21 protein-coding genes and 2 pseudogenes are annotated in these 24,677 nt (G+C 70.9%); 9 read left to right on the forward strand and 14 right to left on the reverse strand.

Annotated elements, in window-relative coordinates; translation table 11 throughout:
• Positions 1-28: 28 nt before the first annotated feature.
• The 6 genes and pseudogenes from KO717_RS04265 to KO717_RS04290 form a co-directional block, all read right to left on the reverse strand.
• Positions 29-442 (reverse strand): hypothetical protein, encoded by a 414-nt coding sequence (locus tag KO717_RS04265; RefSeq protein WP_143196287.1) that lies wholly within the window; start codon positions 440-442, stop codon positions 29-31.
• Positions 429-1,715: a hypothetical protein gene (locus KO717_RS04270; RefSeq protein WP_301364518.1), complete on the reverse strand. Its 1,287-nt coding sequence runs from the start codon at positions 1,713-1,715 to the stop codon at positions 429-431. Before KO717_RS04270 ends, KO717_RS04265 begins: the two co-directional genes overlap by 14 nt.
• Positions 1,716-1,933: 218 nt before the next feature.
• Positions 1,934-5,341, reverse strand: coding sequence for a BTAD domain-containing putative transcriptional regulator (locus tag KO717_RS04275; protein ID WP_301364519.1), 3,408 nt, complete (start codon positions 5,339-5,341; stop codon positions 1,934-1,936).
• A 347-nt stretch (positions 5,342-5,688) separates the two neighbouring features.
• Positions 5,689-6,132, reverse strand: a complete 444-nt coding sequence (locus KO717_RS04280) for a DUF2267 domain-containing protein (protein ID WP_301364520.1) — start codon at positions 6,130-6,132, stop codon at positions 5,689-5,691.
• A gap of 58 nt (positions 6,133-6,190) precedes the next feature.
• Positions 6,191-6,586, reverse strand: a complete 396-nt coding sequence (locus tag KO717_RS04285) for a DUF2267 domain-containing protein (protein ID WP_073796624.1) — start codon at positions 6,584-6,586, stop codon at positions 6,191-6,193.
• A 105-nt stretch (positions 6,587-6,691) separates the two neighbouring features.
• Positions 6,692-7,122, reverse strand: a pseudogene (locus tag KO717_RS04290) (Hsp20/alpha crystallin family protein).
• Positions 7,123-7,250: 128 nt separating this feature from the next.
• Between KO717_RS04290 and KO717_RS04295 the strand changes: the two are divergent.
• A complete protein-coding gene (locus tag KO717_RS04295; protein WP_301364522.1) occupies positions 7,251-7,907 on the forward strand; it encodes an HSP18 transcriptional regulator in 657 nt (218 codons plus the stop codon).
• A 431-nt stretch (positions 7,908-8,338) separates the two neighbouring features.
• Here KO717_RS04295 and KO717_RS04300 read toward each other — a convergent pair whose 3' ends face one another.
• From KO717_RS04300 to KO717_RS04310, 3 genes are all read right to left on the reverse strand, one after another.
• Entirely contained in the window at positions 8,339-8,605 is a 267-nt protein-coding gene (locus KO717_RS04300) for a hypothetical protein (RefSeq protein ID WP_301364523.1), read from the reverse strand.
• Positions 8,606-8,768: 163 nt separating this feature from the next.
• A complete protein-coding gene (locus tag KO717_RS04305; protein WP_073796627.1) occupies positions 8,769-10,034 on the reverse strand; it encodes a hypothetical protein in 1,266 nt (421 codons plus the stop codon).
• A gap of 214 nt (positions 10,035-10,248) precedes the next feature.
• Positions 10,249-11,157 (reverse strand): LysR family transcriptional regulator, encoded by a 909-nt coding sequence (locus KO717_RS04310; RefSeq protein WP_073796628.1) that lies wholly within the window; start codon positions 11,155-11,157, stop codon positions 10,249-10,251.
• A 248-nt stretch (positions 11,158-11,405) separates the two neighbouring features.
• Here KO717_RS04310 and KO717_RS04315 point away from each other — a divergent pair.
• The 5 genes and pseudogenes from KO717_RS04315 (at position 11,406) to aspA (ending at position 16,992) form a co-directional block, all read left to right on the forward strand.
• Positions 11,406-12,204, forward strand: a pseudogene (locus KO717_RS04315) (gamma-glutamyl-gamma-aminobutyrate hydrolase family protein).
• Positions 12,205-12,235: 31 nt separating this feature from the next.
• The gene (locus KO717_RS04320) at positions 12,236-12,967 is read left to right on the forward strand and encodes a FadR/GntR family transcriptional regulator (RefSeq protein ID WP_073796630.1); all 732 of its coding nucleotides are present in this window, start codon (positions 12,236-12,238) and stop codon (positions 12,965-12,967) included.
• Complete coding sequence (locus KO717_RS04325) at positions 12,964-14,403, forward strand: amino acid permease (RefSeq protein ID WP_266782094.1); 1,440 nt, start codon at positions 12,964-12,966, stop codon at positions 14,401-14,403. The genes KO717_RS04320 and KO717_RS04325 overlap by 4 nt, the downstream gene beginning before the upstream one ends.
• Positions 14,404-14,488: 85 nt before the next feature.
• Positions 14,489-15,511, forward strand: coding sequence for an asparaginase (locus tag KO717_RS04330; RefSeq protein ID WP_073796632.1), 1,023 nt, complete (start codon positions 14,489-14,491; stop codon positions 15,509-15,511).
• A 71-nt stretch (positions 15,512-15,582) separates the two neighbouring features.
• Entirely contained in the window at positions 15,583-16,992 is a 1,410-nt protein-coding gene (gene aspA / locus KO717_RS04335) for an aspartate ammonia-lyase (RefSeq protein ID WP_073772927.1), read from the forward strand.
• A gap of 410 nt (positions 16,993-17,402) precedes the next feature.
• Here the strand turns inward: aspA and KO717_RS04340 are convergent, their stop codons facing one another.
• From KO717_RS04340 to KO717_RS04350, 3 genes are all read right to left on the reverse strand, one after another.
• Complete coding sequence (locus tag KO717_RS04340; RefSeq protein ID WP_301364524.1) at positions 17,403-17,879, reverse strand: cupin domain-containing protein; 477 nt, start codon at positions 17,877-17,879, stop codon at positions 17,403-17,405.
• Between the two features lie 463 nt (positions 17,880-18,342).
• A complete protein-coding gene (locus KO717_RS04345) occupies positions 18,343-18,702 on the reverse strand; it encodes a nuclear transport factor 2 family protein (RefSeq protein WP_301364525.1) in 360 nt (119 codons plus the stop codon).
• A gap of 25 nt (positions 18,703-18,727) precedes the next feature.
• On the reverse strand, positions 18,728-19,513 hold the full coding sequence (locus KO717_RS04350) for an SDR family oxidoreductase (protein WP_301364526.1): 786 nt from the start codon (positions 19,511-19,513) through the stop codon (positions 18,728-18,730).
• 100 nt (positions 19,514-19,613) lie between these two features.
• Between KO717_RS04350 and KO717_RS04355 the strand changes: the two genes are divergently transcribed.
• Positions 19,614-20,129 (forward strand): winged helix-turn-helix transcriptional regulator, encoded by a 516-nt coding sequence (locus tag KO717_RS04355; RefSeq protein ID WP_252310438.1) that lies wholly within the window; start codon positions 19,614-19,616, stop codon positions 20,127-20,129.
• Between the two features lie 145 nt (positions 20,130-20,274).
• Here the strand turns inward: KO717_RS04355 and KO717_RS04360 are convergent, their stop codons facing one another.
• A complete protein-coding gene (locus KO717_RS04360) occupies positions 20,275-21,276 on the reverse strand; it encodes a hypothetical protein (RefSeq protein ID WP_301364527.1) in 1,002 nt (333 codons plus the stop codon).
• Positions 21,277-21,414: 138 nt separating this feature from the next.
• Positions 21,415-22,317, reverse strand: a complete 903-nt coding sequence (locus tag KO717_RS04365) for a helix-turn-helix domain-containing protein (protein WP_301364528.1) — start codon at positions 22,315-22,317, stop codon at positions 21,415-21,417.
• A 575-nt stretch (positions 22,318-22,892) separates the two neighbouring features.
• Here KO717_RS04365 and KO717_RS04370 point away from each other — a divergent pair.
• Together KO717_RS04370 and KO717_RS04375 are read left to right on the forward strand one after the other, a co-directional pair.
• The gene (locus KO717_RS04370) at positions 22,893-23,489 is read left to right on the forward strand and encodes a hypothetical protein (RefSeq protein ID WP_301364529.1); all 597 of its coding nucleotides are present in this window, start codon (positions 22,893-22,895) and stop codon (positions 23,487-23,489) included.
• Positions 23,490-23,627: 138 nt separating this feature from the next.
• The gene (locus KO717_RS04375; protein ID WP_301364530.1) at positions 23,628-24,149 is read left to right on the forward strand and encodes a hypothetical protein; all 522 of its coding nucleotides are present in this window, start codon (positions 23,628-23,630) and stop codon (positions 24,147-24,149) included.
• The last annotated feature ends 528 nt before the right edge of the window (positions 24,150-24,677 follow it).

The following is a 24,677-nucleotide window of genomic DNA, read 5'->3' on the forward strand; positions in this document are numbered from 1 at the left end:
ATGGACGGATCGACGTTTGGGGGCGTTCTCAGTGTTCGGTGGGGATGGAGGTGATGAGGAGGTTTTCGTATTCGGCCGGGGGCCAGAGGCGCTCGTCGTAGTCCGGGGCCCGCATCCAGGAGATGCCGAACATGCGCAGGCTGTTCCAGGTCCCGGCGAGTTCGATCTCCATGTCGGCGTCGCCGCGGTGGTAGAAGTCGTAGCAGTCCTGTAGCTCCGCCCAGGTCTGGTCGATGGCCCGGTGCAGGGTGTCGGCCATCCGATGTTCCTCGGTGCTGGGCGAGTGGGCTTCGAGGAGGTAGGCGGTGCGCCGGAGCAGGAAGTCGTGGAGGGCGTCCATGTGCTCGCGGGTGATGCTGCGTGCCGGGATCCGAGGAGCCCTCCAGCGGCGGCGGACCCTGGGCCGTCGCGGGACCGGGGTGGGGGTGTCAGCGTGCGGCATGGGCCGTGCTCCAGCGCCGCAGCCCGATGGCGGAGAGTTCGACGAGTTCGCCGCGGGCCAGGTCGTGGTGGGTGGGCCGGAAACCGGCGAGCGTGCCGAGGCGGGAGCCGCTGGTCGGGTCCCAGATCTCCAGGCCGGCCTGCGAGGAGGAGAACAGCAGGCCGTCCGCGGCGAAGAAGCAGCCGTCCGGTCCGCCGAACGTCGCGACTTCCTTGACGGTGCTCTCGCCGGACTCACGGCCGAGGAGGAAGACCCGGGCACCCGGGGCCATTTCCTGCCCGTCGTCGCCCAGACCTCCGAGGACGAGGTGCTCCTCGTCGAGCCAGACGACCGGACGGTTCCAGTGGTCTTCGCACCTCGGCAGCTCCCACCGGTCGGTGCCCTCGGTCCAAGCGCCTTCGCCGTCGGTGAGCCACCGCTCCAGGGTCCAGGCGAAGGGCCGGCCGACGGGCTGCCACCACCAGGCGTCCGACGCGACCCTGGTGCCCGCGGGGCTGACGTGCAGCGCCCCGTGGAAGTAGCCCGCCCAGGCCGTGTGGGGTTCCACCATCGGTATCCGGGTCACCTGGGCGCCCGTCGCCGCGTCCGCGGCCTCGACGACCCTCCACTTCCTCCGGTACAGGACCACGGTGCGTCCGCCGTGCTCGGTGAACGCCAGGGAGAACGGCACGGTGTGGCTGTAATACCCGTCGTTCTCCAGGGAGAGGGTGACGGCTCCGGTGGACAGGTCGACGACCTCTCCCGTGCGGCCGTGGTCGACGACGACGGCGGCGAAGGCACCGTCGCGGGAGGCGTGCAGCCGCAGGGCCTGTTCACGCCCGACCCAGGGCCCGGCGTCGGCCGGCACGGTGACCGTGCTGCGGGCGGCATCGGTGCAGGTGCCGGAGTCCGTGTCCCAGCGCAGGATTCGCCCGTCGTCGCACAGGAGCAGGAAACCGTGCTCCGTCGGCGCGATGTCCGACACCGGGCCGGCCTCGGCGGGCAACTGCGTGGTCTGCACCATGCCCGGAACCGGCCGGGACGCGTCGATGGTCTGCGGGAGACCAACCACGCCGGTGGGGCAGCCCTCGGTCGCGTCGAAGCAGTCTTCGCACACCGCCGCGGCCACCGCCGTGGCGGCCTCGTTGCGGCAGATTCCACAGATGCGCTGCCGCTCCACGCCCCGACCGGTGTAGTGGACGTAGTAGTCGAGCGGGACCGCGGTGGCGGACCGGATGTGCTCGCACAGGGGCAGGCCGTAGGCAGGCGCATCGTGACCACAGATGAGGGCCATGGTGGAACTCTCCTTGAGACGGGGATACGGAGCGGCGCGGGAGCGTGCCGGGCGTTCGGCCGCCGGCGATGCCGCCGGGAACGGTCCACAAGGGGTACCCGGCACAGCCGACTCCGTGTTGATCACCATGCTGGCACTCGGGCATTGGCATCGGCTGGGCATCCGCTTGGCATCAGCCCCGGCCGCCCTGCCCCGGGATTGCCAAGCGCCTGGTCCGGTCAGACTGCGTGAGCCCGCGCCAGGGACCTGATGCCTTCCGCGGCAGCCGCTTCGCCGTACTCCGACCCCCACATCGCGGCCACTTCGCCGCCTTCCCGGAAGGCCGATCGCGCGGCGGCCACGTCACCGAGCAGAGCATGCAGCTCGCCCAGCGCGAGGGCCAGGGGGCGGGTGCAGAAGGCGGTGGTGGCGGCCGAACCGAGCTGGTTCCGCACGGCATGCAGCAGGGGGACGAGCGCGGCTGCCGCCTCGGTGTCGCCGAGCAGACAAGCCAGTCGGGCGCGGGCTCCGAGGCGTACCCCGTAGAAGTGGTCCTTCACGGGATCCGGATCGAAGCGGACCGCGCGCGCCTCCTCGAACCTGCCCTGGAGAGCGAGGACCAGCGCCAGCGCCTCTCCGCCGCTCGTGCCCCAGGCGGCGGCCACCGTACGGGCCAGCGGTTCGATCTCCGCGACCCGGCCCTGGCTCAGCCGGATCGTGATCAAGCCCCGGGCATGGAGGTCGGCGGCGCGCGGGGCGTTGTGCCGGATCAGCCGTTCCCGGACCTGCCCGTACAGGTCCTCCGCCTGAGCGAAGTGGCCCCGGGCGTGGGCGAGCATGGCCAGCGTGGAGAGGCTGGCCGCCTCGGCCTCCGGCATGCGGTACCGGCGTGCGACGGCCAGGCCCAGGCGGGCGTGGCGCTCGACGGCTTCCGCATCGTTGCCGATGGCAGAGATCATCGCGTCCACCTGCTCGCACACCCACCGGTGGGCGGGCAGGTCGTGCCTCTTGGTCAGTGCCCGCAACTCGGCTACCACGGGGATGCACCGAGCGGCCTGCGTTTCGTGCGGCAGCAGCTTCGTCATCGTGGTGAGGGCGGCCGCGAGCAGGTTCGGGTCCCCTGCGCCGCGGGCGAGACCGAGCTGCTGCTCGGCCGCTTCCCGGGCCCTTCCGTCGGTGTCCTCGGGCAGTTCGTCCACCCGCGCCTGCAGCAGCCGGGCGAGGTCCGCGGGTTCCAGGCCCGGCCTGACGGTCAGCCGGTCCAGAGTGTCGACCACGTGCAGGTCCACGCCCTGGTGGCTCCGGGTCAGCCACGGCGTGGGTTCGGTCCACGCCGTGAACGCGGCGACGGCGAGGTCCTCACGACCGGCCCGTTCGGCGACCTCGAGGGCACGGTGACGGGTGACGATGGCCGCGTCACCGGACCCGGCCCGGACGTGGGCACGCAGCAGGGCGCCGAGCAGGCCGACCGCGCGCTCGGCCCGTTCGTCGGCGCCGGCCGGTATCAGTTCGGCGGCCTCCAGGGCCTGCTGGAGCAGGTCGACGCTCACGTCGTGGGCGTAGCGGTGCTCGGCGAGTTCGGCGGCACGCAGCGCGAATGCCACCGCCTGCCGTGCCTTCGCCGGGTCCCCCGACCGGGTGAAGTGGACGGCGAGGGCGGGCAGGTCGTCCGGTCTCAGACTGGCGAGGGTGTCGGCCAGTCGTCCGTGCAACAGGCCGCGGCGCAGTCCGGTGAGATCGCCGTAGACGGTGTCGCGCAGCAGCGGGTGTGTGAACGAGACGTGGCCGGGGGCCCGTTCGGTCAGCAGTCCGTCCGCGATGCAGAGCTCCAGTGTGCCGACGACCGCGGCCGGTGACAGTCCGGAGGCTTCGCGCAGCACCGCGACATGGGTTTCGCTGCCTGCGACTGCGGCCAGCCGTACGACATCGGCGGCTTCCTGGGGCAGTCGGGCGAGCCGCTGGCGTACGACGTCGCGGATGCCGTCGGGCACGCGGGCGACTGCCTGCGCCGCGTCGTCGCCGCCCTCGGTCAGCAGCCGGGCGCTCTCACCGACGAAGAAGGGGTTCCCGCCTGTGCGTTCCGCCAGGACGGCTACCACCTCGGCGTCCACCTCCCGGCCGCAGAGCGAGCGCACGAGCGTACGGACTTCGGTGACGTCGAGTCCGGTCAGTACGACGCGGAAGGGATCACGGCGGGCGAGTGCGGCCATCGTCGGTGCGAGACGACTGTCGGCATGCCCCTGCCGGTAGGCGGCCACGACCAGCAACGGGACACCCTGGACGCCGGCGGCCCGGCCCAGCAGGGCCAGCGTCTCCTCGTCGGCCTCGTGGACATCGTCGATGATCACGGCGAGCGGGCAGCTCGCCGCTGCCGAAGCCAGCCATCGGGCGAACGCGGTGTGCAGCCGGAACCGGCCGGCCGTAGCGTCGCCGTGCGGCGGGACCGTGGCGCCCAGAGGGTCGATCAGCGTGGACAACGGCCCCACGTGCTCCGGCGGAAGGAGGCGCGCCAGTTCACCCAGTGCCTCCGTCCAGGCCCACGCCGCCGGGACGCCCGCGTCGTCCGGACACCGGCCCGCCACCACCGTCCAGCCCCGCGCCCGCAGTGAATCGGCGAAACGGGCCAGGAGGGCGGTCTTCCCCGCACCGCCTTCGCCCGCGACCAGCGCGACCGCTCCGCCCCCAAGGCCCGCCCCGGCTGCCTGTTCCAGCACCTCCAGTTCGCGGTGCCGCCCGACGAAGGGCGCGGGCGAAGCGGGCGCCGCTCCGCTGCCGACAGCGGCGGGTACGCCTGGCGCACCGGTGACCCCAACTACGGGTACGGCTCTCGGGGATGGCCGTTCGACCACCGCGATGGACGTGCTCGGGGTGGCCGGGGCCGGAACCGCGGCCGACAGGACATCCAGGTCGCTGCGGAGGATCGCCCTCTCCAACTCGACCAGCCGGGCTCCCAGGTCCAGCCCGAGTTCCTCGGCGCACACGGCGGCCGCGCGCCGCAGCGCCGCGAGCGCGTCGCCCTGACGCCCGGTCGCCCACAGACTCAGAGCCAGCAGGCGCCATCCCTCCTCGCGCAGGGGATGACGGCGTACGTGCGCCTCCGCGGTCGGCACCACCTCGTGCGGGCGACCCGCCCCGAGGCTGCTCGCCATCGCCAGCTCATGTGCCATGAGCAGCAGTTCGTCGAGCCGCGCGATCTCCCCGTCCGCCCACGAGCCGGGCCCCCACTCCCCGTAGGCGTCTCCCCGCCACAGGCCGAGCGCCTCGTCCAACAGCGGACCGGCCTCGGCGCAGGACACCGCCCTGGCGCGGCGCACCGCCGATTCGAAGCGCCACGCGTCCACGGCGTCGTCGTCAAGCCGCAGCGCGTACCCCTCCGGACTGCTGACAAGGATCCGGGACGGGGTACGGGCGGGCCGGTCCGGCTCCAGGATGCCGCGAAGGTTGGAGACGTAGGAGTGCAGAGAGGTGGTGGGCTTGGCAGGCGTCCGCTGCGTCCAGAGCACGTCGACGAGCCGGTCGACCGGGACATTTCGACCCCGGGCCGAAAGGAGGATTCCCAGGACGGTCCGCGCATGTCGGCGCCCGACCGTCACCGGCCGCCCGCCGACCCGGACATCGAGCGGCCCGAGAACTCCCACCTCCATCATGATCGGCCAAATGTACCAACGGCCGCGCCTCGGATCGCGTCTGCACCCAACACGCCGACGTATGCCAGGAAGGGAACAGCCGGACGCAATCAGTGGCAGGACCGTACGGTCCGGGTGGTGGCTCCATGACAGGTCACGAGGGCGGCTGCGGAAGCCGTCGTACGGTGCTCGCGAATGAGGACGTGGTGGGAGGCGGGCGGGCTGATGAAGGCCCGGACCCGTCTCGCGCTCGCCCGGCCTGAACCCGAGCCGGGCGCCACCCCGCAACGCCGGAGTTCACCTTGCGGCACCTGCGGCCTTGAGAGCCGGCCCGGGGTGCCGGCCTGGGCTTTCCTGCAACCACCGCATCACACTGCGGGCTGTGGCTGGCGAAGTTCGGCCTGGCCGAAGAGGAGTGCGTAGCCGGTGGGGAGTTGGTGGAGGACGCGGGTGAGGAGGTCGGGGCCGGTGAGGCGGGTGACGACGGCGAGTACGGCGCCGGTGTCCCAGCGGGCAACGGCCGGGCTGGTGCCGGCGCGGGCGGCCATGTCCTTGATGAAGCTCCAGCCGGTGAGCCGTTCGGTGGCGGGGATCTGGGCGGTCAGGGCCAGGGCGGCTTCGACGGGCAGGGCCTGGGCGAGGTCGAGGCGTTCGTCGCCGGTGAGCTGGCGGCCGAGGGCGGCCAGGACGGTGCGGACGGCTTCTTCTGCGCGTTCGCGGGTGGGGTAGGCGCCTTCGTAGCGCACGCGTTCCAGCATCTGGTCGAACGTCATGGCGGGGTGGGCCTGGTGCGGTCGAGGCTGGTCGTACATGGTGCTGCGGTTGCCCTTCTCGTCGCTGGTTCGGTGTCCGGCCGGTGGTGTCGGCCGGTCAGGTGGGCTGGGGGTGGCCGAAGAGGAGGTCGTAGCCGGGCGGGAGCTGGAGCAGGACGTCCCGGATGAGGATGCCTCCGGCTGCGGCGGCCACGGTGGAGAGGACTGCGCCGATGTCCCACAGGGCCGTCGTCTCGGTGGCGCCTTCGATCCAGGCTGCGGTCGCGCGGACGAAGCGTTCGGGGGAGAGCGGCTCCGCGGCCTGCAGGGGGTTGAGGAGGATCAGGGCGTAGGTCTCGGGGAGCCGGGCGGCGAGCTCGGCCCGCACGGTGCCGACCAGGTGGGCGCCCAGCAGGGCGAGGACGACGCGGGCTGCGCGTTCGGCTTCTTCCCGGGTCCGGTACTCGCCGCGTTCCTGGACGTGGTCCAGGAACGCTTCCCGGCGCATCGACATCTCACGTCACCTCCATGGGAGGGGTGAAAGGGGCCAAGGGGTGCGGAGGACGGGGTGCCGGAGGGGGATCGGGTTCCCCGTCCTCCGCCGCAGGTACCGGCCGGATCAGCCGGAGATCTGCTTGCGGCCCGCCTCGCCGCCGATGGCGATCTTCCGAGGCTTGGCGCGCTCGGCGATCGGGATCCGCAGGGTCAGGACACCCGCGTCGTAGTCGGCCTCGATGCGCTCGGTGTCGAGGCTGTCGGCCAGCATGATCTGACGGGAGAAGACACCGAGAGGGCGCTCGGAGAGCTCCATCTGCACGCCGTCGGACTTCTCCACGGGCCGGCGCTCGGCCTTCACGGTCAGCATGTTCCGCTCGACGTCGATGTCGATCGCCTCGGTGCTCACACCGGGCAGGTCGAAGGCGATCACGTACGCGTCGCCGTCGCGGTAGGCGTCCATGGCATCACGGACGGCTTCGACCACGTACCGACGTACCCGAAGCTGCTGGACGATCCGGTCCATCTCGCGGAACGGGTCGTGCGCATCAACATCGCGAAACACCTCCAGTTGGTTCAGGCAGGAACTGCCAATGCGCTTCAACGTGCTTCCGTTGTAACATGTCATCGAAACGATGACAAGCAAGCAGTCATCTGGAGGATGACAGACCACGGAGACCGCCATGACCGAGGCCGCAGAGCCGACTGCACCCGTCACATTCCTGGCCGCCGCCGCGGCACTGGAGACCATCAACCAGGCCGTCAAGGACGCGCAGCAAGCTCCCACAAGCACGTCGGCAGCGGCACCGGCCGCGGGCCCGCACCCGGCCCTGGCGGCGCTGCTGATGCTCCGCGAGGTCCGCGAGCAGCTCGTCGGCTGGGAAACCGGCCTGATCGAGAACGCCCGCGGCCAGGGCGCCAGCTGGGCCGACCTCGCCGGCCCCCTCGGAGTCGCCAGCCGTCAGGCCGCAGAACGCCGCTACCTCCGGATGCGCCCCGGCAAAGCCGGAAGCACCGGCGAGGAACGCGTCCAGGCCACCCGCGACACCCGGGCCGCCGACCGCAGCGTGGACACCTGGGCCCGCGACAACGCCGCCGACCTGCGCCGCCTCGCCGGCCAGATCACCGCCCTGGCCGGCCTGCCCGCCGGCGCCGAAGGCGCCATCGACGACCTGAACCAGGCCCTCGCCCACAACGACACCGCCCGCCTCGTGCGCCCCCTGGCCGACACCCGGCCCCACCTGCGGCCCGAGGACGCCGAGCTCGCCGAACGCATCGACGCCCTCACCCGCCACACCGACCAGCTTCGCCGGGACACCCACGACCAGCGCAGCACGTGATCCGCAATCGATACGGCACGGCCCCGGCCCGGACGTGAGTCACCGCCCGCTCTCCGGGCGCCTGCTCTGCCCTTGCGCGGCGGTCGCGACGGCCACAGGCTCCTGGTGGGCGCCCTGGCCGAGTGGACCCGCCGTCGGATCGGGGAGGTGGACGGGCATGCGGCACCCGCGGAGGCCCGAGCCGCGCGACGGGGGCAAGGAGCGCAGCACGGTGGTCTTGGACGTGCGGGCATGGTCCGGGCCACTCAGCAGAACACCGTCGCTGCCGTGCCGAGCCGCCGGCCGAGGGTGCTGGACGTCGAGGTGAACGCGGTCGCGCAGTCGACCACGGTCGTCTTCGACCCCCGCCGGACAGCGGCAGGGTGGCGACGTCGCCAACCTGCCCCAACAAGGGTCCCGGCATGGTCACGGCCCCGGCAGCCACAGCAGCCTCAGGCGGCACGGGCCCGGGAGGCAGCTGCCCGCAGGCCTCGGCCGTCGGGGCCCTGGCGGGCGTGGGACGAGCTGGAGGCGGGAAGCCGGCGCTGGCGGACGTTCCACGAGGCCATCCGGACCGCGCCGGGCATGTGCGCCAGGCCCTGAGGGGCGGGCAGCATCCGTTCGCCGTCGCGCTCGGGTGCGTGGCCTACGGTGTGCTGGAACTTGGCGTCCCCTTCCCCGCCCGACGACCGCTTGGACCAAAATCCGGACCAGCTCACACCCAAGAGCCTTGCGCAGCGCCGTTTTCCCAGTTCAGCGTGAGTGCGACTGCTGTACCACCAGGAGACCAAAAGGGCCTGGTCCTGCTGGCGGCCGTCGGCTTCGACCTCTACAACAAGCGCAAGGCCGGAGCCTGACGCTCTGGCAGTGGCCGCGCGTGCTTCACGGTCCGGGGGTCATGGTGGTCTGTTCGTCGGTGAGGCGGGCCCTCCAGTCACTGACGTATGCATCGGGTATGGAGGCCAGGCGGGCGATCTCCGCGTCCCCGCGTCCGTCGGACCAGGCCAGGATCCGCGTCACGGTGCGGTTACGTGCGGCTCGAAAGTCCTTGAGCATGATTTCGAGGCGTTCGACTTCCTCGCCCTCGTGGACAAGTTGCCGGTCGACGGCGGAGCGTTCCGCGCCGCGCAGCTGCCGGAGATGAGCGGTCAGGCCCGTCAGGGCCAGCCCGTGTTCGTGCGCGGCGTTCTGGAACGTTTCGGCCAGGGACACCAGCACGCAGTCGGGGACGTCGGCGAGGGTGGCTCCGAGGGGCTTGGCCGCCTCCCAGGTGTCCCGCCCGGCCTCCGTCGTCTCCAGCCAGACGCGGGCGTCTGTCGGAGTACGGTCGCCGCAGGCCCGTGCCCGGTAGGCGTACAGGGCGGCGCGGTGGCCGTAGAAGGTGAAGCCGTCCTCTATCTGCCGGTCGGCGTCGCGGCAGATCCGGCCCGGTACGCCGCCGTAGCCGTTCTGGGGGCTGTAGTCGGCGTAGGTGTCGAGTTCCGCGTCCGTGGCCAGGTCCCAGGAGGGGTCGCACAGCCCGGGGTTGGCGGCCAGGAAGGCGCCGACCTCGACGCGCCAGGCCGGGACCGGTGTGGTACGCGGTCTGGGCCAGAGGAGTTCCCCGGAGGGGTCGAAAGCGGGCGTCGCGGCCTGTTCGATGTCGTCCCATGCGGTGGCCGCCTCGGCCGACCACTCGAGCTCGCCGTCGGGCCCGATCCGGTGGATCGAGTCCACGAGCCGCTGCACGGCGGGCAGGACGCGCACCGCGAGCGCGTGCAGTTCCTCGGCGTCGAAGAAGCGCCATGTACAGCCGCGCTGTTCGTCGTGGCTCAGGTGGCCGAGCAGCTGCACCATGATGCCGGGGGCGGGGACGTTCCCGTCTCCGAGTGCCCTGCGGGGGATGCCGGGGAGCCGGCTGCCAGGGGACTCCTGCGGGGCTCGCCAGTCGGTGTCGCCGAACCAGACGGCGCCGTCGCGAGCGTCCACCGCCAGCCACTGTTGGTAGCCGACTCCCGGGCCGTAACGCTGGTCCTGCTGTTCGGCGTTCTCGTCGTGCCATACGTACTCGGCCGGGGGCGGGTCCAGCTCTGCGGCCATGAAGCCGTCCTCGGGGCGGTAGCCGGTGAGGACGTGCGCCGTTCCCGGCACGCTGTCGGCTGCGGTCATGAGGGGTTTCCTCTCGGTGGAACGTCAACCGCGGCAAACGTAGTGCGCCTGTCACACAATAGTTTAACTTTCAGCCACAGTGTCCGGTAGTCGGACACGATGGGAAGTACGGCGTGCCGGTGAGGTCTACGCGCGTGCGACGGCCGTCAAGTTGGCCGCTTTTCGCGTTCCCCCACGATCCGTTCACCCGCTTGACCCCGGGACACCGTGCGCCTTACGCGAGCGCGGCCAACGCCTGGGCGGCGAGCATCTCCTCCAGGTCCAGGACGACGCGCGGGGCGTGCCGGGTGTCGATGCGGACGGCGTAGATGAAGCGCGTCAGCTGCGGCTCGGCCAAGGGGCGGGCCACCACCTGGGTGTGGGTGCGGGGCAGGGCGAGTCGCGGCATGACGGCCACGCACAGGCCCGCGGCCACGAACCCCAGCACGGTGTTGAAGTCGTCCCCCTCGTATTGCAGGCGGGCTTGGAAGCCGGGCGTGTTGGACATCTGCGAGAGCAGTTCCAGGCGCAGCGCGGCCTCCGGAGCGGCGATCCACGTCTCGGAGGCGAGGCTGGCCAGGTCGATGACCTCCCGGTCGGCCAGGCGGTGGCGCGCCGGGACGACGGCCACCACCGGATCCCGTGCGACCAGCGTCCGGCGCAGCATCCGCGGCGGCGGGACGGGGATGAAGTCGTAGTCGTAGCTGAGCGCCAGGTCCATGTCCCCCCGCTTGAGCCGGTTGTAGCCGGCTTCGGGCTCCAGCTGGCTGAGGCTGACCTGCACGTGGGGGTAGGCCGCGTGGAGTCGGGCCAGCGCCTGCGGAACGATGCCGGTGGCGGCCGAGGCGAAGGCGCCGAGCCGGATCCGTCCGGCCGTCCCGGCGCGCATGGCGCCGAGTTCGACCGACGCCGCCGCCAGCGTGCTGCGGACGCCCTGCTCCGCGCCGAGGAGGACTTCGCCGGCCGGTGTGACGCGAACGGGTCGCCGCTCCAGCACCCTGAGGCCGGCGCGGCGTTCGAGTTCGGCGATCTGCTGGGAGACGGCGGGCGCGCTGTAGCCGAGTTCGCGTGCGGCGGCGCTGAAGGAGCCGTGCCGCACGACGGCTTCGAGGGTGGCGAGCAGGCGGGGGTCGAGTCCGTGCACGGAGTTAAGGCTCACTTATCTGTCGCGAAGATCTGTTTTCTTGTGATTGGAGATGAACGCCAGCAGGATTCTTGCTTGCGGCCAAGAAAACGCAAGCCTGCGCTCCCGGACCGCCAACTCCCCTCCCCCGCCGTCCCGGTGGCCTCCGTCCGCACCGCCTCGCCACCCACCGCCGCCTGCCGGGGCGGTGGCGGCCGGCTCGACTCCGGCTGTCTACGGTCACCCCTCATGCCCCGAAAGGAAGTGGTATGACCCAGCCACCGCTCATCGGACTCACCACCTACCTCGCCCAAGCCCAGTGGGGTGAGTGGGACCTGCCCGCCGCAGTGCTGCCCGCGGCCTACGCGGACTGCGTCCGGGCGGTCGGCGGCCGCGCCGTACTGCTGCCGCCGGACGCGCCGGAGGCCGCGGCCGACGTCGTCGAGCGTCTGGACGCGATCCTCCTGGCGGGAGGCGAGGATCTGGATCCCGCCCTGTACGGAGCCGTGCCCCATCCGCGTACCGGGCCGCCGGTGCGCGAGCGCGACGCATGGGAGCGGGCCGTGCTGACCGCCGGCCTCACCCGCGACATACCCGTGCTCGGGGTGTGCCGGGGGATGCAGCTGATGAACGTACACGAGGGCGGCACCCTGATCCAGCACCTGCCACCTGCCCGACCGGGTGGGCCACGACGGCCACAACCCCTATCGGGGCCACTTCTGCTCCCACGCCGTGACCACCGTACCCGGGACACGGGTCGGCGCCCTGCTGCCGGGGACGCACCACGTTGCCACGCACCATCATCAGGCGGTGGACCGCCTCGGCGCGGGACTGGTCGTCGCCGCCCGTGCGGCGGACGGCACCGTCGAGGCGATCGAGAGCACCCGGCACCGCTTCGCCGTGGGCGTCCAGTGGCACCCGGAGATGGGCGACGACGCGCCGGTCGTGCGGGCCCTGGTGGCTGCCGCGGGCTCCGCCGGAGGTACCGGTCCTGCACGGACGGCCGGACGGAACACGCGCACGGTGCGAAACGCGCCGGGCCGGACTTTCCCGGCACAGGTGCCTTGACAGCCCGGGGCGGACCCCCCAGGATCACACCGTGAACCTGTCAGACAGCCAGACAGGTGGCCCCCTTCCGCGGCGCGTCAGTGCCATGGAAGCGGTCTTCGGCCACCTGCGCAGCGCCATCGAGCGCGGTGAGTACGCCGTGGGCGACAAGCTCCCCTCGGAAGCCGAGTTGTGCCGCACCCTGGAGGTCAGCCGACCCGTGCTGCGGGAGGCCCTCCGGGCCCTGCAGGCCATGGGGTTGACCGTGTCCAAGAGCGGCAAGGGCACGTTCGTCCTGGCGAACACGGTCGATGAGCCCACCTTCGGCGACTACGCCGCCAGCGACCTGCTGGAAGTGCGCCGGCACGTCGAGATCCCGGTCGCCGGGTACGCAGCGCTGCGCCGCACCCCCGAGGACCTGGACCACCTGGGCCATCTGCTGGACCGGATGGAGCAGGAGACCGACACCACCGCGTGGGTGGCGATGGACACCGTGTTCCACCTGGCCGTGGCCGAGGCCTCCCGCAACCCCGTCTTCCGCCGCGTCATCGAGGAGATCCGCGACGCACTGGCGCGTCAGTCGACCTTCCTCAACGAACTGGGCGGCCGGCGCGAGCAGTCCAACTGCGAGCACCGGGCGATCCTGGAGGCGCTGGCCGACGGCAGCGAGCACGACGCGGTGGAGGCCATGTCCCACCACCTGCTCCGGGTCGAGACGACCCTTACCGACATCGTGCGCTCCCAGCGCACGACCGCCCCTACAGAAGGCAGACCCGAGGCGTGAGCGAGCAGTTCCTCAAAGACGAGAAGCGCCCCACGACCCGTCACGTCGACGCCGGTGACACCGGCTACAGCAAGTCCTTGAAACCCCGCCACGTCAACATGATCGCCATCGGCGGCGCGATCGGTACCGGGCTCTTCCTCGGCGCGGGCGGACGCCTCGCCGAGGCCGGGCCCTCCCTGTTCATCGCCTACGCCGTCTGCGGGATCTTCGCGTTCCTCGTCGTGCGCGCTCTCGGCGAGCTGGTCCTGTACCGGCCGTCCTCCGGCGCCTTCGTCTCCTACGCCCGTGAGTTCATGGGGGAGAAGGGCGCGTACACCGCGGGCTGGATGTACTTCCTCAACTGGGCGACCACCGGCATCGCCGACATCACCGCCGTCGCCACATACACCCACTACTGGCACCTGTTCTCCGATGTCCCCCAGTGGGTGATCGCCCTCATAGCCCTGGCCGTGGTCCTCACCGTGAACCTCATCTCGGTGCGGATCTTCGGCGAACTGGAGTTCTGGTTCGCCATCGTCAAGGTCGGCGCCCTGGTCGTCTTCATGGGGATCGCGATCTTCCTCCTGGCGACCCGGCACCCCGTCGACGGCGCCGTCCCCGGCCCCGCCCTGATCACAGGCAACGGCGGGATATTCCCCAACGGCCTGCTCCCCATGCTGCTGATCATCCAGGGCGTCGTCTTCGCCTACGCCTCCGTCGAACTGGTCGGCGTCACGGCCGGCGAGACCGAGAAGCCCGAGGAGATCATGCCGAAGGCGATCAACTCGATCATGTGGCGCGTGGGCCTCTTCTACGTCGGCTCGGTCGTCCTGCTGTCGATGCTGATGCCCTGGAGCAGCTACAGCGCGGGCCAGAGCCCGTTCGTGACCGTGCTCTCCCACATCGGCGTCCCGGCGGCCGCCGACGTGATGAACCTGGTCGTCCTCACCGCGGCCATGTCCTCGCTCAACTCCGGCCTCTACTCCACCGGCCGCATCCTGCGCTCGATGGCCGTCAACGGCTCCGCCCCGCAGTTCACCGCACGGCTCAGCCGCACCCAGGTCCCCTACGGCGGCATCCTCCTCACCAGCGGCATGTGCGTCCTGGGCGTCGGGCTCAACTTCGTGGTCCCCGCCGACGCGTTCGAGATCGTCCTCAACCTCGCCGCGATCGGCATCCTCGCCACCTGGGGCATGATCATGGTCTGCCACCTCCTCTTCTGGCGGAAGACCCGCAACGGTGAACTCACCCGCCCCTCCTACCGCCTGCCCGGCTCCCCCTGGACCGAACTCGTGACGCTGGCCTTCCTCGCCTCCGTCCTGGTCCTCATGTACGCCGACGGAGGCGCGGGGCGCACCACCGTGCTGTGCGTACCGCTGATCGCCGCGGCGCTGGTCGCCGGCTGGTACGCGGTCCGCGGCCGCGTGGCGCGCGCCGCCGCCCGGAGCGACGGCTGAGCCGGGCGCCCGCCCGTCCGCCTGCGCCCGGGGGTGCCGGTCGCCACCCCCTGTCAGCAGCGACCCACCACAGAACGAGGCAGTGATGCGCAGCAGTTTCCCCGCGGACGCGCCCGCGATCCGCGAGCCCCGGCACGCCCCCGTCGCCCACGTCATGCGGGGCGGCATGATCGAGGGGGTCCACTACGGTTCCGTCGCCGTCCTCGACGGCGAGGGCGAGGTCCGGACCAGCATCGGAGACATCGAGGCCGCCTGCTATCCACGCTCGGCACTCAAGCCGGTCCAGGCCGTCGCCATGGTGCGGGCCGGCCTGCCGCTCGACGGAGCCCTGCTCGCCCTCGCGATGGGCAGTCACTCCGGCGAGGAGCACCACCTCTCGGGTGTCCGGCTGGTCCTGGAGCTGGCCGGTCTCACCGAGGCCGACCTGCGCAACGTCCCCGACCTGCCCTACGGCCCGGCCGTCCGCGACGCCTGGCTGCGCGAGGGCCGCGGGCCGTCCCGGCTCGCCCAGAACTGTTCCGGCAAGCACGCGGCGATGCTGTACCTGTGCAAGCTGTCCGGGTGGCCCCCGGAGAGCTACCTCGACGCGGACCACCCGCTCCAGAGGGCGATCGCCGAGGTCGTCGAGGAGCTCACCGGCCAGCACATCGCGAATGTCACCGTCGACGGCTGCGGATCCCCGCTGTTCGCGGTGTCCCTGCACGGCCTGGCCCGCGCCGCCGCCCGCATCGCCACCGCCGCCCCGGACACCGCCGAGCACCGTGTGGCGAACGCACTGCGCCTCAACCCGGAGATGGCCTCCGGTACCGGGCGGGACACCGCCGCACTGATGCGCGCGGTGCCCGGGCTGCTGGCCAAGGACGGCTTCGAGGGCGTCCAGGTGGCCGCGCTGCCCGACGGCCGGGCCGTCGCCGTGAAGGTCGCCGACGGGGCCGACCGCGCGCGTACGGCAGTGACGGCCGCCGCCCTCGCACGTGCGGGAGTCGAGCCCCGGCTGCTCGCCGGGTTCACGGGCGAGCCCGTCACCGGTGGCGGCCGGACCGTCGGCGGCATCCGGCCGGTAGCGGCCCTGAACCCGCCCGGCGCCCCCGTCACCGCAACCGCCTGACACCCGCCTGCCCCTCTCCCCACCTTCGATCCGCTCACCTCAGGAAGAGGATCCGTACACCCGTGATCGCCTTGACCGCCTCCAGCCGCACCGAACACGACCTGCTCGGAGACCGCGACGTCCCCGCCGACGCCTACTGGGGCGTCCACACCCTGCGCGCCACCGAGAACTTCCCCATCACCGGCACGCCCATCTCCACCTACCCGCACCTGATCGACGCCCTCGCCGCCGTCAAAGAGGCCGCGGCCCTCGCCAACGGGGAACTCGGCCTGCTGGAGCCCACGAAGGCGGCCGTCATCGTCGCCGCCTGCCAGGAGATCCGCGGCGGCGAGCTCCACGACCAGTTCGTCGTCGACGTGATCCAGGGCGGCGCCGGCACCTCGACCAACATGAACGCCAACGAGGTCATCGCCAACCGGGCGCTGGAGCTGCTGGGCCACTCCAGGGGGGAGTACGGACACCTGCACCCCAACGAGGACGTCAACCTCGGCCAGTCCACCAACGACGTCTACCCGACCGCCGTGCGGATCGCGACCGTCTTCGCGGTGCGCGGTCTCCTCGACGCCATGGCCGTCCTGCAGAACGCCTTCGCCCGCAAGGCCGCCGAGTTCCACGATGTCCTGAAGATGGGCCGCACCCAGCTCCAGGACGCCGTGCCGATGACGCTCGGACAGGAGTTCTCCGCCTTCGCCGTCATGCTGGACGAGGACCGCAGCCGACTCGCGGAGGCCCTCGGACTGATCCACGAGATCAACCTCGGCGCCACCGCCATCGGCACCGGTCTCAACGCCCCGGCCGGATACGCCGAGGCCGCCCGCCGCCACCTCGCCGACATCACCGGCCTGCCCCTGGTCACCGCTCCCGACCTGGTCGAAGCCACCCAGGACTGCGGTGCCTTCGTCCAGATGTCCGGCGTCCTCAAGCGCGTCGCCGTCAAGCTGTCCAAGACCTGCAACGACCTGCGCCTGCTGTCCTCCGGGCCCCGCGCCGGACTCGGCGAGATCAACCTGCCCCCGGTCCAGGCCGGTTCCAGCATCATGCCCGGCAAGGTCAACCCCGTGATCCCCGAGGTCGTCAACCAGGTCGCCTTCGAGGTCATCGGCAACGACATCACCATCACCATGGCCGCCGAAGCCGGACAGCTCCAGCTCAACGCCTTCGAGCCGGTCATCCTGCACTCGCTGTCCAAGTCCGTCACTCACCTGCGCGCGGCCTGCCTCACCCTCGCGGAACGCTGCGTGAGCGGCATCACCGCCAACACCGAGATGCTGCGCGCCACCGTCGAGAACTCCATCGGCCTGGTGACCGCCCTGAACCCGCACATCGGATACACCGCCGCCACCGACATCGCCAAGGAGGCCCTGGCCACCGGCCGGGGCGTGGCCGAGCTGGTCCTGGAACGGGGGCTGCTGCCGGCCGAGCGGCTCACCTCCCTGCTGCGCCCTGAGGTGCTCGCGGGAACCGGCCCGGCCCGTCCCTGACCGGGACAGGACTGGGACCGGACTGGGTCCGCCCGGTCGGAGCGCGGGGTGCAGCGGGTGGACGTGGTCGTGCGGGGCGGATACGGCCCGAGGTGGCGACGCCCACGATCGCCGCCGAGCACCTCCCGGGCCGCGCCGACGTCGGCCAGCGCCTTGAGGCCGCGATGGCGCCTCGCGTGCCACCCGCCGGCGATCGGCGGCTCCCTCTGGGTGAGGGGGACCGGGCTTGCGGTGTCGTCGCGGGAGGACTGCGCGGCAACCGGCGCCACGCGCGGTGCATACCGCGAGGACCGACCGGACCCGGTCAGCGGATCGTGTGCCGGAAGCCGATCCGGGTCCGGCATCCGCTCCATAGCGGAGCCCAGGTCAGCGACCTGGTGCTCGTCTGTTCTCCTGGGTCCCCACTGTGGTCAGGCGTGCTTGTCCGCGGAGTGGTGGGTGGGCTGGACCGACCAGGTCGGGGGTTCGTCGTTGCCCGACCCTTCGTCGCTTTCCGCGTCGGCGAAGGTTGCGTGGATCTTGCCCGGGGCGTGGTGGACCGGGGCGTAGACGGCGTAGAGCTGCATGGGCTCGTCCCCGGTGTTGGTGACGTTGTGCCACGTGCCGGCGGGTACGCAGACCGCCCAGCCGTCCTCGACCTCCTGATCGAAGTCGAGGCGGTCCTTCGCGCTGCCCATCTGAACGCGGCCGCGACCCGCGTCGAGCCGGAGGAACTGGTCGGTCTCCGGGTGCGCCTCCAGGCCGATGTCCTCGCCCACCGGGATCGACATGAGGGTCAGCTGGAGGTACTTCCCGGACCAGGCGACCGAGCGGTAGCTGGTGTTCTCCAGCGTCGCCTGCTCGAGGTCGAAACTCTGAGGTTCGGGCCCGATGTCCTTGATGGTCATGCTTCTCTCCCGGTCGACGGAGGTGGTACGCGTTCCGGCACAGGTTTTGCGCCGGGCCAACCCTTCCAGACTGACCGGGATGTTTTGGCCCGACGCCAGTGCCACTCGAGCCGGGCTGTCACGGGCCCCGGGCACACGCGGCAGCTCGGCGTCGAAGTGGAGCGGGAGCCTGTCGACGTTGATGACTTCGATGTCAGAGCCAAGTGAGACCGTCTGCCCGGGAGCTCGCCGAGATCACGTCGGACACCGAGGCGACGATCGAGTATCTCCAGGCGGCTGACCTCCACGAGCGAACCGCCCGTCGTGAACGGGCTCCAGACCAGTCATGAGGTCTACGGCTACGTCCAGTCCGGCGGGCAGCACCGCGGGCTGGCCCGGCGGTCGGGCGGATACTGGGCACGGCTGGGAGGGGCGCCCCTGGGTGAGCGGGGCTTGTCGCGCAGGCGGCAACAGGTGAGCGGACTCAGGGCTCGATGACAAGGCGTTCGATGAGGTTGCCACGGAGTGCGAACTGGTAGCGCAGATCGATGGTGCCGCCGGGGAAGTTGCCTTCGAGGTGGTGGGTGGCGATGTAGTGGGTCGCGTCGGTCTGCTGAGCGTTCGCGAGGTGGATGGTGTAGGTGAATTCGGTGGCGGATCGGCCGAGCCACCCCTCGATCGCCTTGTTGCCCTCGTAGGTGTTGCCGTCGTCGATCACCGTGGCTTCGCGGGTGAACGCCGCGATTGCGGTTGCGGTGTCGTGGGCGCGGTGCGCTGTGAGGTAGCGGGTGATCACCTCGGGCAGGGTGTCCGGGGTGATGGTTCGGGGCTGGCTGTCGTGCATGACGTTCCTCGGTGTGGTGGCGGGTTCAGACGGTGGGGGTGGTGCCGCCGTCGATGACGTGTTCGGCGCCGACGATGGCCGAGGCGCGGTCGGAGACGAGGAAGGCGACGAGCTCGGCGACCTCCTCGGGCCGGTTGGGGCGGCCGAGAGGGATGCCGCCCAGGGAGTCCATGAGCCGGCCCAGCGCGGCTTCCTGGGTGATGTCTGCCTCCTGTGCGATCCGGGCGATGAGGTTGTCGGCGGCGGAGGTCTGCACGAAGCCGGGCGAGACGGTGTTGACGCGGACGCCGTGCGGGGCGACCTCGTTCGCCAGGCCCTTGCTGTAGGTGGTCAGGGCGGCCTTGGCTGCGGCGTAGGCCAGAGTTCCGTTCCACAGCGGCATGCGGCGCTGGATCGAGGTGACGTGCACGACTGCGCCCTTGCCCGTGGCGATCATGTGCGGCAGGAGCGCGCGGTCCAGACGAACGGCGGCCAGCAGGTTCGTGTTCAGCTCCCTCGCCCAGTCGTCCTCTCCGAGCGCCGCGAACCCGCCGGCCGGTGCCTCGGACCCGCCGAGGGTGTTGACCAGGATGTCGACGCCTCCCACGCGGGCCCCCACCTCGGCGGCTACGTCTGCGGCGCCCTGGGCGGTGGACAGGTCGGCGGTGATGAACGTCTTCTCCTCCACGTCGTCGGGGCGGCTGCGGGCGGTGACCAGTACGGTCGCGCCGGCCTGGGCGAGACGCCGGGCAATGGCGGCTCCAGTGCCCTTGGTGCCTCCGGTGACCAGAGCGCGCCGGCCTTCGAGAGATTCGCTGATGGATACGGTCACGCTGTGCTCCGTTCCCGGGTGCGGGGCGCAGAGGGCGCCCCATCCCTTGTTACTGCTAAAATGGAAGTCACTAACTTCGACTTTAGCAGTAACTGAGGGGATGGTCGCCTTGGCAAGCCGGATCAGGCTGGAGGACCGGGAATGCCCGCTGTCCACGACGGTGGAACACGTCGGCGAGTGGTGGACGCTGCTGATCCTCCACGACGCCTTCGACGGCTACACCCGCTTCGACCAGTTCCAGGAGAGCCTGGGCATCTCCTCCAGCATGCTCACCACCCGGCTTAAAACCCTCGTCGCGGACGGACTACTGGAGCGCCGGCCCTACCAGACCAACCCGGTGCGCCACGAGTACGTCCTCACCGAACTCGGACACTCCCTGCGACCGGTGATCGTCGCCCTGGCCGCGTGGGGAAACTCCCGCCTCACACCGGCCGAACGCAGCATGATCCTCGTCAACGCGCACAGCGGCGAGGAAGTCGAGCCCGTCGTCGTCGACGCCAAGACCGGCCGCCGGCTCGACGACAGCGACACCTACGTCTTCACCGCAGGCCCCGCAGCCAGCGACGCCATGCGCCACCGTTACGCGACGCGGCCGGCCACACCCTCGGAGGCGTAGCGATGCCGCGGCCAAGCACCGAACGTTTCCAAGAACCGCGATCAGCGCCTCGGCCGATGTGGTGTCGGCTGCGGGGACCGTCGCACCGGCCGCAACGGCGGGTGGCGAGTGCCATGAATCCTGATGGACCCTCACGACATTGGGGCTAGCCGTTCAGGTGGGCCAGGAGGAGGTTGGGGTCCTTGGCCGTGACGTACGCGGCGCTCAGGACGTAGGCGGTGTCGCCGCGCAGGGCGATGGAGGTGGGGTTCTGCAGGCCGTCGGCGGCGGTCAGGACGGTGGAGTGGGTGCCGTCGGGCTGGACGAGGGCGACCTCGCCGGGGCCGTTGAGGGCGGCCAGGATCTGGTCGCCGTGGCCGGTGAAGGCGAAGTCGTCGATCCCGGCCAGGCCGGTGGCCCGGGTCTGGACCTGGCCGGCGCGACCGTCGCGCTGGACGGGTATGCGGAGGACGACGCCCCGGTCGAGGTTGGTGACCCACAGCGCCCCGCCCCGGATCTTCAGCCCGTTGGCGCCGAGGAATCCGGTGGAGGCCAGTTCGGGGGCGGCGGACCAGGTGCGGGGGGTGCCGCCGGTGGTGGGCACACTGGAGATGGTGCCGAGGACGGAGTCGGTGACGTAGAGGGTCCGGGTCCGCGGGTCCAGGGCCAGGCCGTTGGGCAGGCCGGCCGCGGGCAGCGCGGCGATGCGCTGCGGTGTGCCGCCGGGGCGCAGGCGCCACAGGCCGGTCAGTTCGGAGGTGCCGGTGGCGTACAGGAAGTACAGGGTGCCGTCGTGTGCACGGACGATGCCGGTGGTCAGGGCGAAGCCCAGGACCGGGGTGTGGATGCCGCCGTCGGCGGGTGCGGGCAGGGTGGCCAGGATCCGGGTGGATCCCCCGGGGGTGATGCGGGCGACCTGGCGGGCGGCGGCGAAGGTGACGTACGCGCTGCCGTCGGGAGCCAGCGCGATGTTCTCCGGCGTCTGGTGCCGGGCCAGGTCGAAGTGCGCGGCGATGCGTGCGCAGCTCAGCGGGGCGGAGAGGGCTGACGCGACGCCGGGGGTGGCCGCGAGGACCGCTGCCGCGGTCAGTACGACGGCTGCTGCCGTGGCGGTCTTGGACCACGTGTACGTGTTCTTGAACATGGTTCCTTCACTGTTTTCGGGCATGCGGCAGCGGTACGCCGACGCGCGGGGGTTGGGGATGGCTTCAGGGAGGGGCGGCCGGTGGCCGCTCGTACCGGGGCGAGTGGAGGGACGGATGGGCACTCGCGGACGTCTGTGCGGCGTCCGATGGTGTGGGCCGGGTCAGCCGGACCCGGCCCGGACTCCCGGGCGCGCCGGGTCGTGCTGCGGGGTGACCTGGGCGAGGAGGGCCAGGGTGGTCCGCGCGGGCGAGTCGGCCTCGGTGGTGGCGACCACGATGCTCTGCCCCTGATCCGGGTCCTGGCCTGGGCTCAGGGTCTGCTGGGTGACGGTCAGCGGGCCGACCAGCGGATGCCGCATCTCGTAGGTCGCGACGGCGCAGGCCGTGACGCGGTGGTCGGCCCACATCGAGGCGAAGTCCGCGCTCTTCGCACTCAGTTCGCCCACCAGCGCATGGAGCGCGGTGTCGTCCGGGTGCCGGCCCGCCACCAGGCGCAGATTCCCCACCACGGCCCTGGCCTTCGCCGGCCAGTCGGCGTACAGGTCACGGGTGTGCGCATCGAGGAACACCAGCCGGGCCATGTTGGGCCGCTCCGCCGGTCGGTCCAAGGCGTCCGGGTCCAAGTGTCCCGCGAACAGCGCATGGCCCAGCCGGTTCCATGCCAGGACGTCACTGCGGCGGCCGGTCACGATGGCCGGGACGTGGACCAGTGCCTCCAGCAGCTGGCCGGTCGCCTCCGTCACCCGCTCCGGGGCGGGCCGGCGGCCTCGTACCGAGCCCGTGGCCGAGGATCGGGCCAGGTTCTGCAGGTGCAGGCGCTCGGCTTCCTCCAGCCGCAGGGCCCGTGCGATCGCGTCCAGCACCTGCGGTGAGGCGTTCAGGGACTGCCCCTGTTCCAGCCGGGTGTAGTAGGACACGCTGACACCCGCCAGCGACGCCAGCTCCTCGCGTCGAAGACCCTGCACCCGGCGCCGCTCGCCGTAGTCGGGTATCCCGAGATCCTCCGGCTGCAGCTGGGATCGCCGCGTCTGCAGGAACTCCCCGAGCCGCACTTTTGCTTTCATGGATCCGAGTATGGGCGGGGCCCGACCGCACAGCCTGACCCTGGCGTGGATAGGCAACAGCGGGTCCTGGACACATCGGATTTCACCTTCACCCGGCACGGCTGGGTCGATGCCGCGCCGCCCGGGTCTACGACCTGGTCAGTGACGTGTCCGCCATCGGGCGCTGGAGCCCCAACGCGAGGGCGTCGGGCCCCAGGTCGGGGCCTGGGCTCCCCCACGACCACGATCCGGGCCAGATGCGGGCCAGTACCGAGCCATCGAAGGTAGATTGCTTCATTTTGCCTGCTCAGGACGGGTGTGGCGCGTGTACCACCAGCAGACGAAAAATCTGCTGAGCCATACGGCGCGGCTCTCTGGTGTCGGCGGCTGTCACGGCGACTGCGCAGACTTCCGAAACCCGGTCGGCAAGTTGCTGCCAGCGCCGACGCACAGAGGAACCGCCCTCCGCGTCGACCGAGCCCAGGCCGTCGATGGCTTGCTGGAGCGGTGGAGGCTCGCGCGGGGTGTGGCCGAAGACCTTGAGGAAGACGCAAGACGTTGATCCGTTCCACTATCAATCCCGTGGTGCTGGTTCTATGTTCGTCGTCTCGATGCTGAGGGGGGAGTGCATGGACCCTGACGACGTGATGATCGATGCCCTGGCCGACAAGATCCTCGGGGGCAAGGTCGGAGGCGCTCTCCACCTTCCGTTCCGGTGGAAACAGAAGAATGCTCCGCGTCGCGCGTACTCCCCTATCCACGTCGAGGCGAACACTCCTGTCCGCACCGATCTCTCCTGCCGCCTCGACCTCCGCTTCCGAATAGGCCTCGACAAGCCGTGGGAGTACAGCCTGATACTCCTCCACCCCGGAAGCCGCACGGTCCTCCGGCGCCTCGATGTTCGGGGGACACACCTCGACCGTGAAACGGGCGAGCAATTCATCAATCGCACGCACAAACACAGGTGGAGCGAACAGCGAGGCAACCGGGACGTCTACGCCCCGGACGACATCCGTCACGCGCCGGACCCGATCGCCAATGCGACGCTCACCTCTATGGATGAAGAGCACGACCGCGTCGTCAGGGACTTCGTCCTGGAATGCAAGATGGACATCTCCGCAGGCTACGTTTGGTTTCCGCCCACGCCGCCGATGCCGGCCCCGACGCTAGAGGGATTCGAGGAATACCCATGAGCGCCTCCCCCCCTCGATCCGCGCCTCACCGAGGACTTGCGCTGCTGGCACATCGCACCGGCAGGCCGCCCGGGATCCGTCGCACTCACAGGACGCTCGTACTTCGCTGACGGAGACGGCCTGACCGTCCTTCTCCGCGTGTCCGGAGACGACGCCTTGGCCAGCGACGGCGGCACCACGGTTTCTCGCTTGGCCGATGCCGGAGTCGACGTCTGGGGCCCAACCCGAGCAGCGACCGCCTGGACCGAGACACTCAGCGCATTCCGCCTCAGCGAAGTGGACGGACGAATCGTTGGCCGCCGGCCCCTGCAACAGGCGGCGACGCTCGTATCGGACATCAGTAGTGCGATGCTGACCACCGACGGGCTGCGATGGCTCGCAGCCCCTGACCGGGACAGCAAGCTCGTGCGTCAGTTCTACGCGTACCTCGACGATGCCCGCATCGCCTACGACCGGCGCCCCACCGTGGAGCTCCCCCGCGGCGCCACGGTACGCCCCACCGCGCGCGTCAACCTGCCCAAGCGAACAGTCCTGGTGCAGGCCGTCGGCGGCTCTGAGCAGGGCCTGGAGCATGCTCTGTCGCTCGTGCAGCGCATCGAGCGCGCGGACTACGCCTTCGACCAGCGCCTCGTGCTGCTGAAGGGCAACCCCCAAGTCTAGCCCGCCGATCACCTCGACCTCTTGGCGGACCACACACCAGTCGGGTTCTCCGACCGCATGGACGCGGTCACCCGATTCCTCAAAGAGGGCACTCCACTGGAGCGCCCCGTCACATCGGAGCCGTAGGCTTCCCGCTCTCACACGACGTTTCCAGCTCCGCCCGGCGAAGAGGACCGGCCGAGCAATGTCTTGTCACTTGTGCACAACACCCGCCGCGCACTAACCCGCCCCCCCTCATCCATGGATCGCAGACCCCGGCCGGGTTCGCCGCCAGGGTGGTGGGAGGCGACGGCCCGGCGGCGACCACCATCGCCCTTGACTACCAAGAGGCGGCGACGTAACCGGCAACCAGATCTAACTACTCGTCAGTAAAGTCAGCAAAAGGTCAGCATTCGTCCGACCAAACCTGGTTACAGCCTGCGACACATGAGACTCGACCGTCGGCGCCGAAGGCTCTCGCCCCGCATTCGACAGCCTCCCCTGCGAAACCAAAACCGGAGGGCCGGGCACGATTACCACACCCAGCCC

It is taken from the genome of Streptomyces xanthophaeus (genome assembly GCF_030440515.1).
GTDB lineage: Bacteria > Actinomycetota > Actinomycetes > Streptomycetales > Streptomycetaceae > Streptomyces > Streptomyces kutzneri.

Coding starts and splice junctions, on each gene's coding strand:
- KO717_RS04330 (WP_073796632.1), top strand. CDS start 14,489: ATGCGCAGCAGTTTCCCCGCGGACGCGCCCGCGATCCGCGAGCCCCGG.
- KO717_RS04270 (WP_301364518.1), bottom strand. CDS start 1,715: ATGGCCCTCATCTGTGGTCACGATGCGCCTGCCTACGGCCTGCCCCTG.
- KO717_RS04360 (WP_301364527.1), bottom strand. CDS start 21,276: ATGCCCGAAAACAGTGAAGGAACCATGTTCAAGAACACGTACACGTGG.
- KO717_RS04295 (WP_301364522.1), top strand. CDS start 7,251: ATGACCGAGGCCGCAGAGCCGACTGCACCCGTCACATTCCTGGCCGCC.
- KO717_RS04345 (WP_301364525.1), bottom strand. CDS start 18,702: ATGCACGACAGCCAGCCCCGAACCATCACCCCGGACACCCTGCCCGAG.
- KO717_RS04340 (WP_301364524.1), bottom strand. CDS start 17,879: ATGACCATCAAGGACATCGGGCCCGAACCTCAGAGTTTCGACCTCGAG.
- KO717_RS04265 (WP_143196287.1), bottom strand. CDS start 442: ATGCCGCACGCTGACACCCCCACCCCGGTCCCGCGACGGCCCAGGGTC.
- KO717_RS04355 (WP_252310438.1), top strand. CDS start 19,614: ATGGTCGCCTTGGCAAGCCGGATCAGGCTGGAGGACCGGGAATGCCCG.
- KO717_RS04370 (WP_301364529.1), top strand. CDS start 22,893: ATGTTCGTCGTCTCGATGCTGAGGGGGGAGTGCATGGACCCTGACGAC.
- KO717_RS04365 (WP_301364528.1), bottom strand. CDS start 22,317: ATGAAAGCAAAAGTGCGGCTCGGGGAGTTCCTGCAGACGCGGCGATCC.
- KO717_RS04280 (WP_301364520.1), bottom strand. CDS start 6,132: ATGTACGACCAGCCTCGACCGCACCAGGCCCACCCCGCCATGACGTTC.
- KO717_RS04285 (WP_073796624.1), bottom strand. CDS start 6,586: ATGTCGATGCGCCGGGAAGCGTTCCTGGACCACGTCCAGGAACGCGGC.
- KO717_RS04275 (WP_301364519.1), bottom strand. CDS start 5,341: ATGATGGAGGTGGGAGTTCTCGGGCCGCTCGATGTCCGGGTCGGCGGG.
- KO717_RS04305 (WP_073796627.1), bottom strand. CDS start 10,034: ATGACCGCAGCCGACAGCGTGCCGGGAACGGCGCACGTCCTCACCGGC.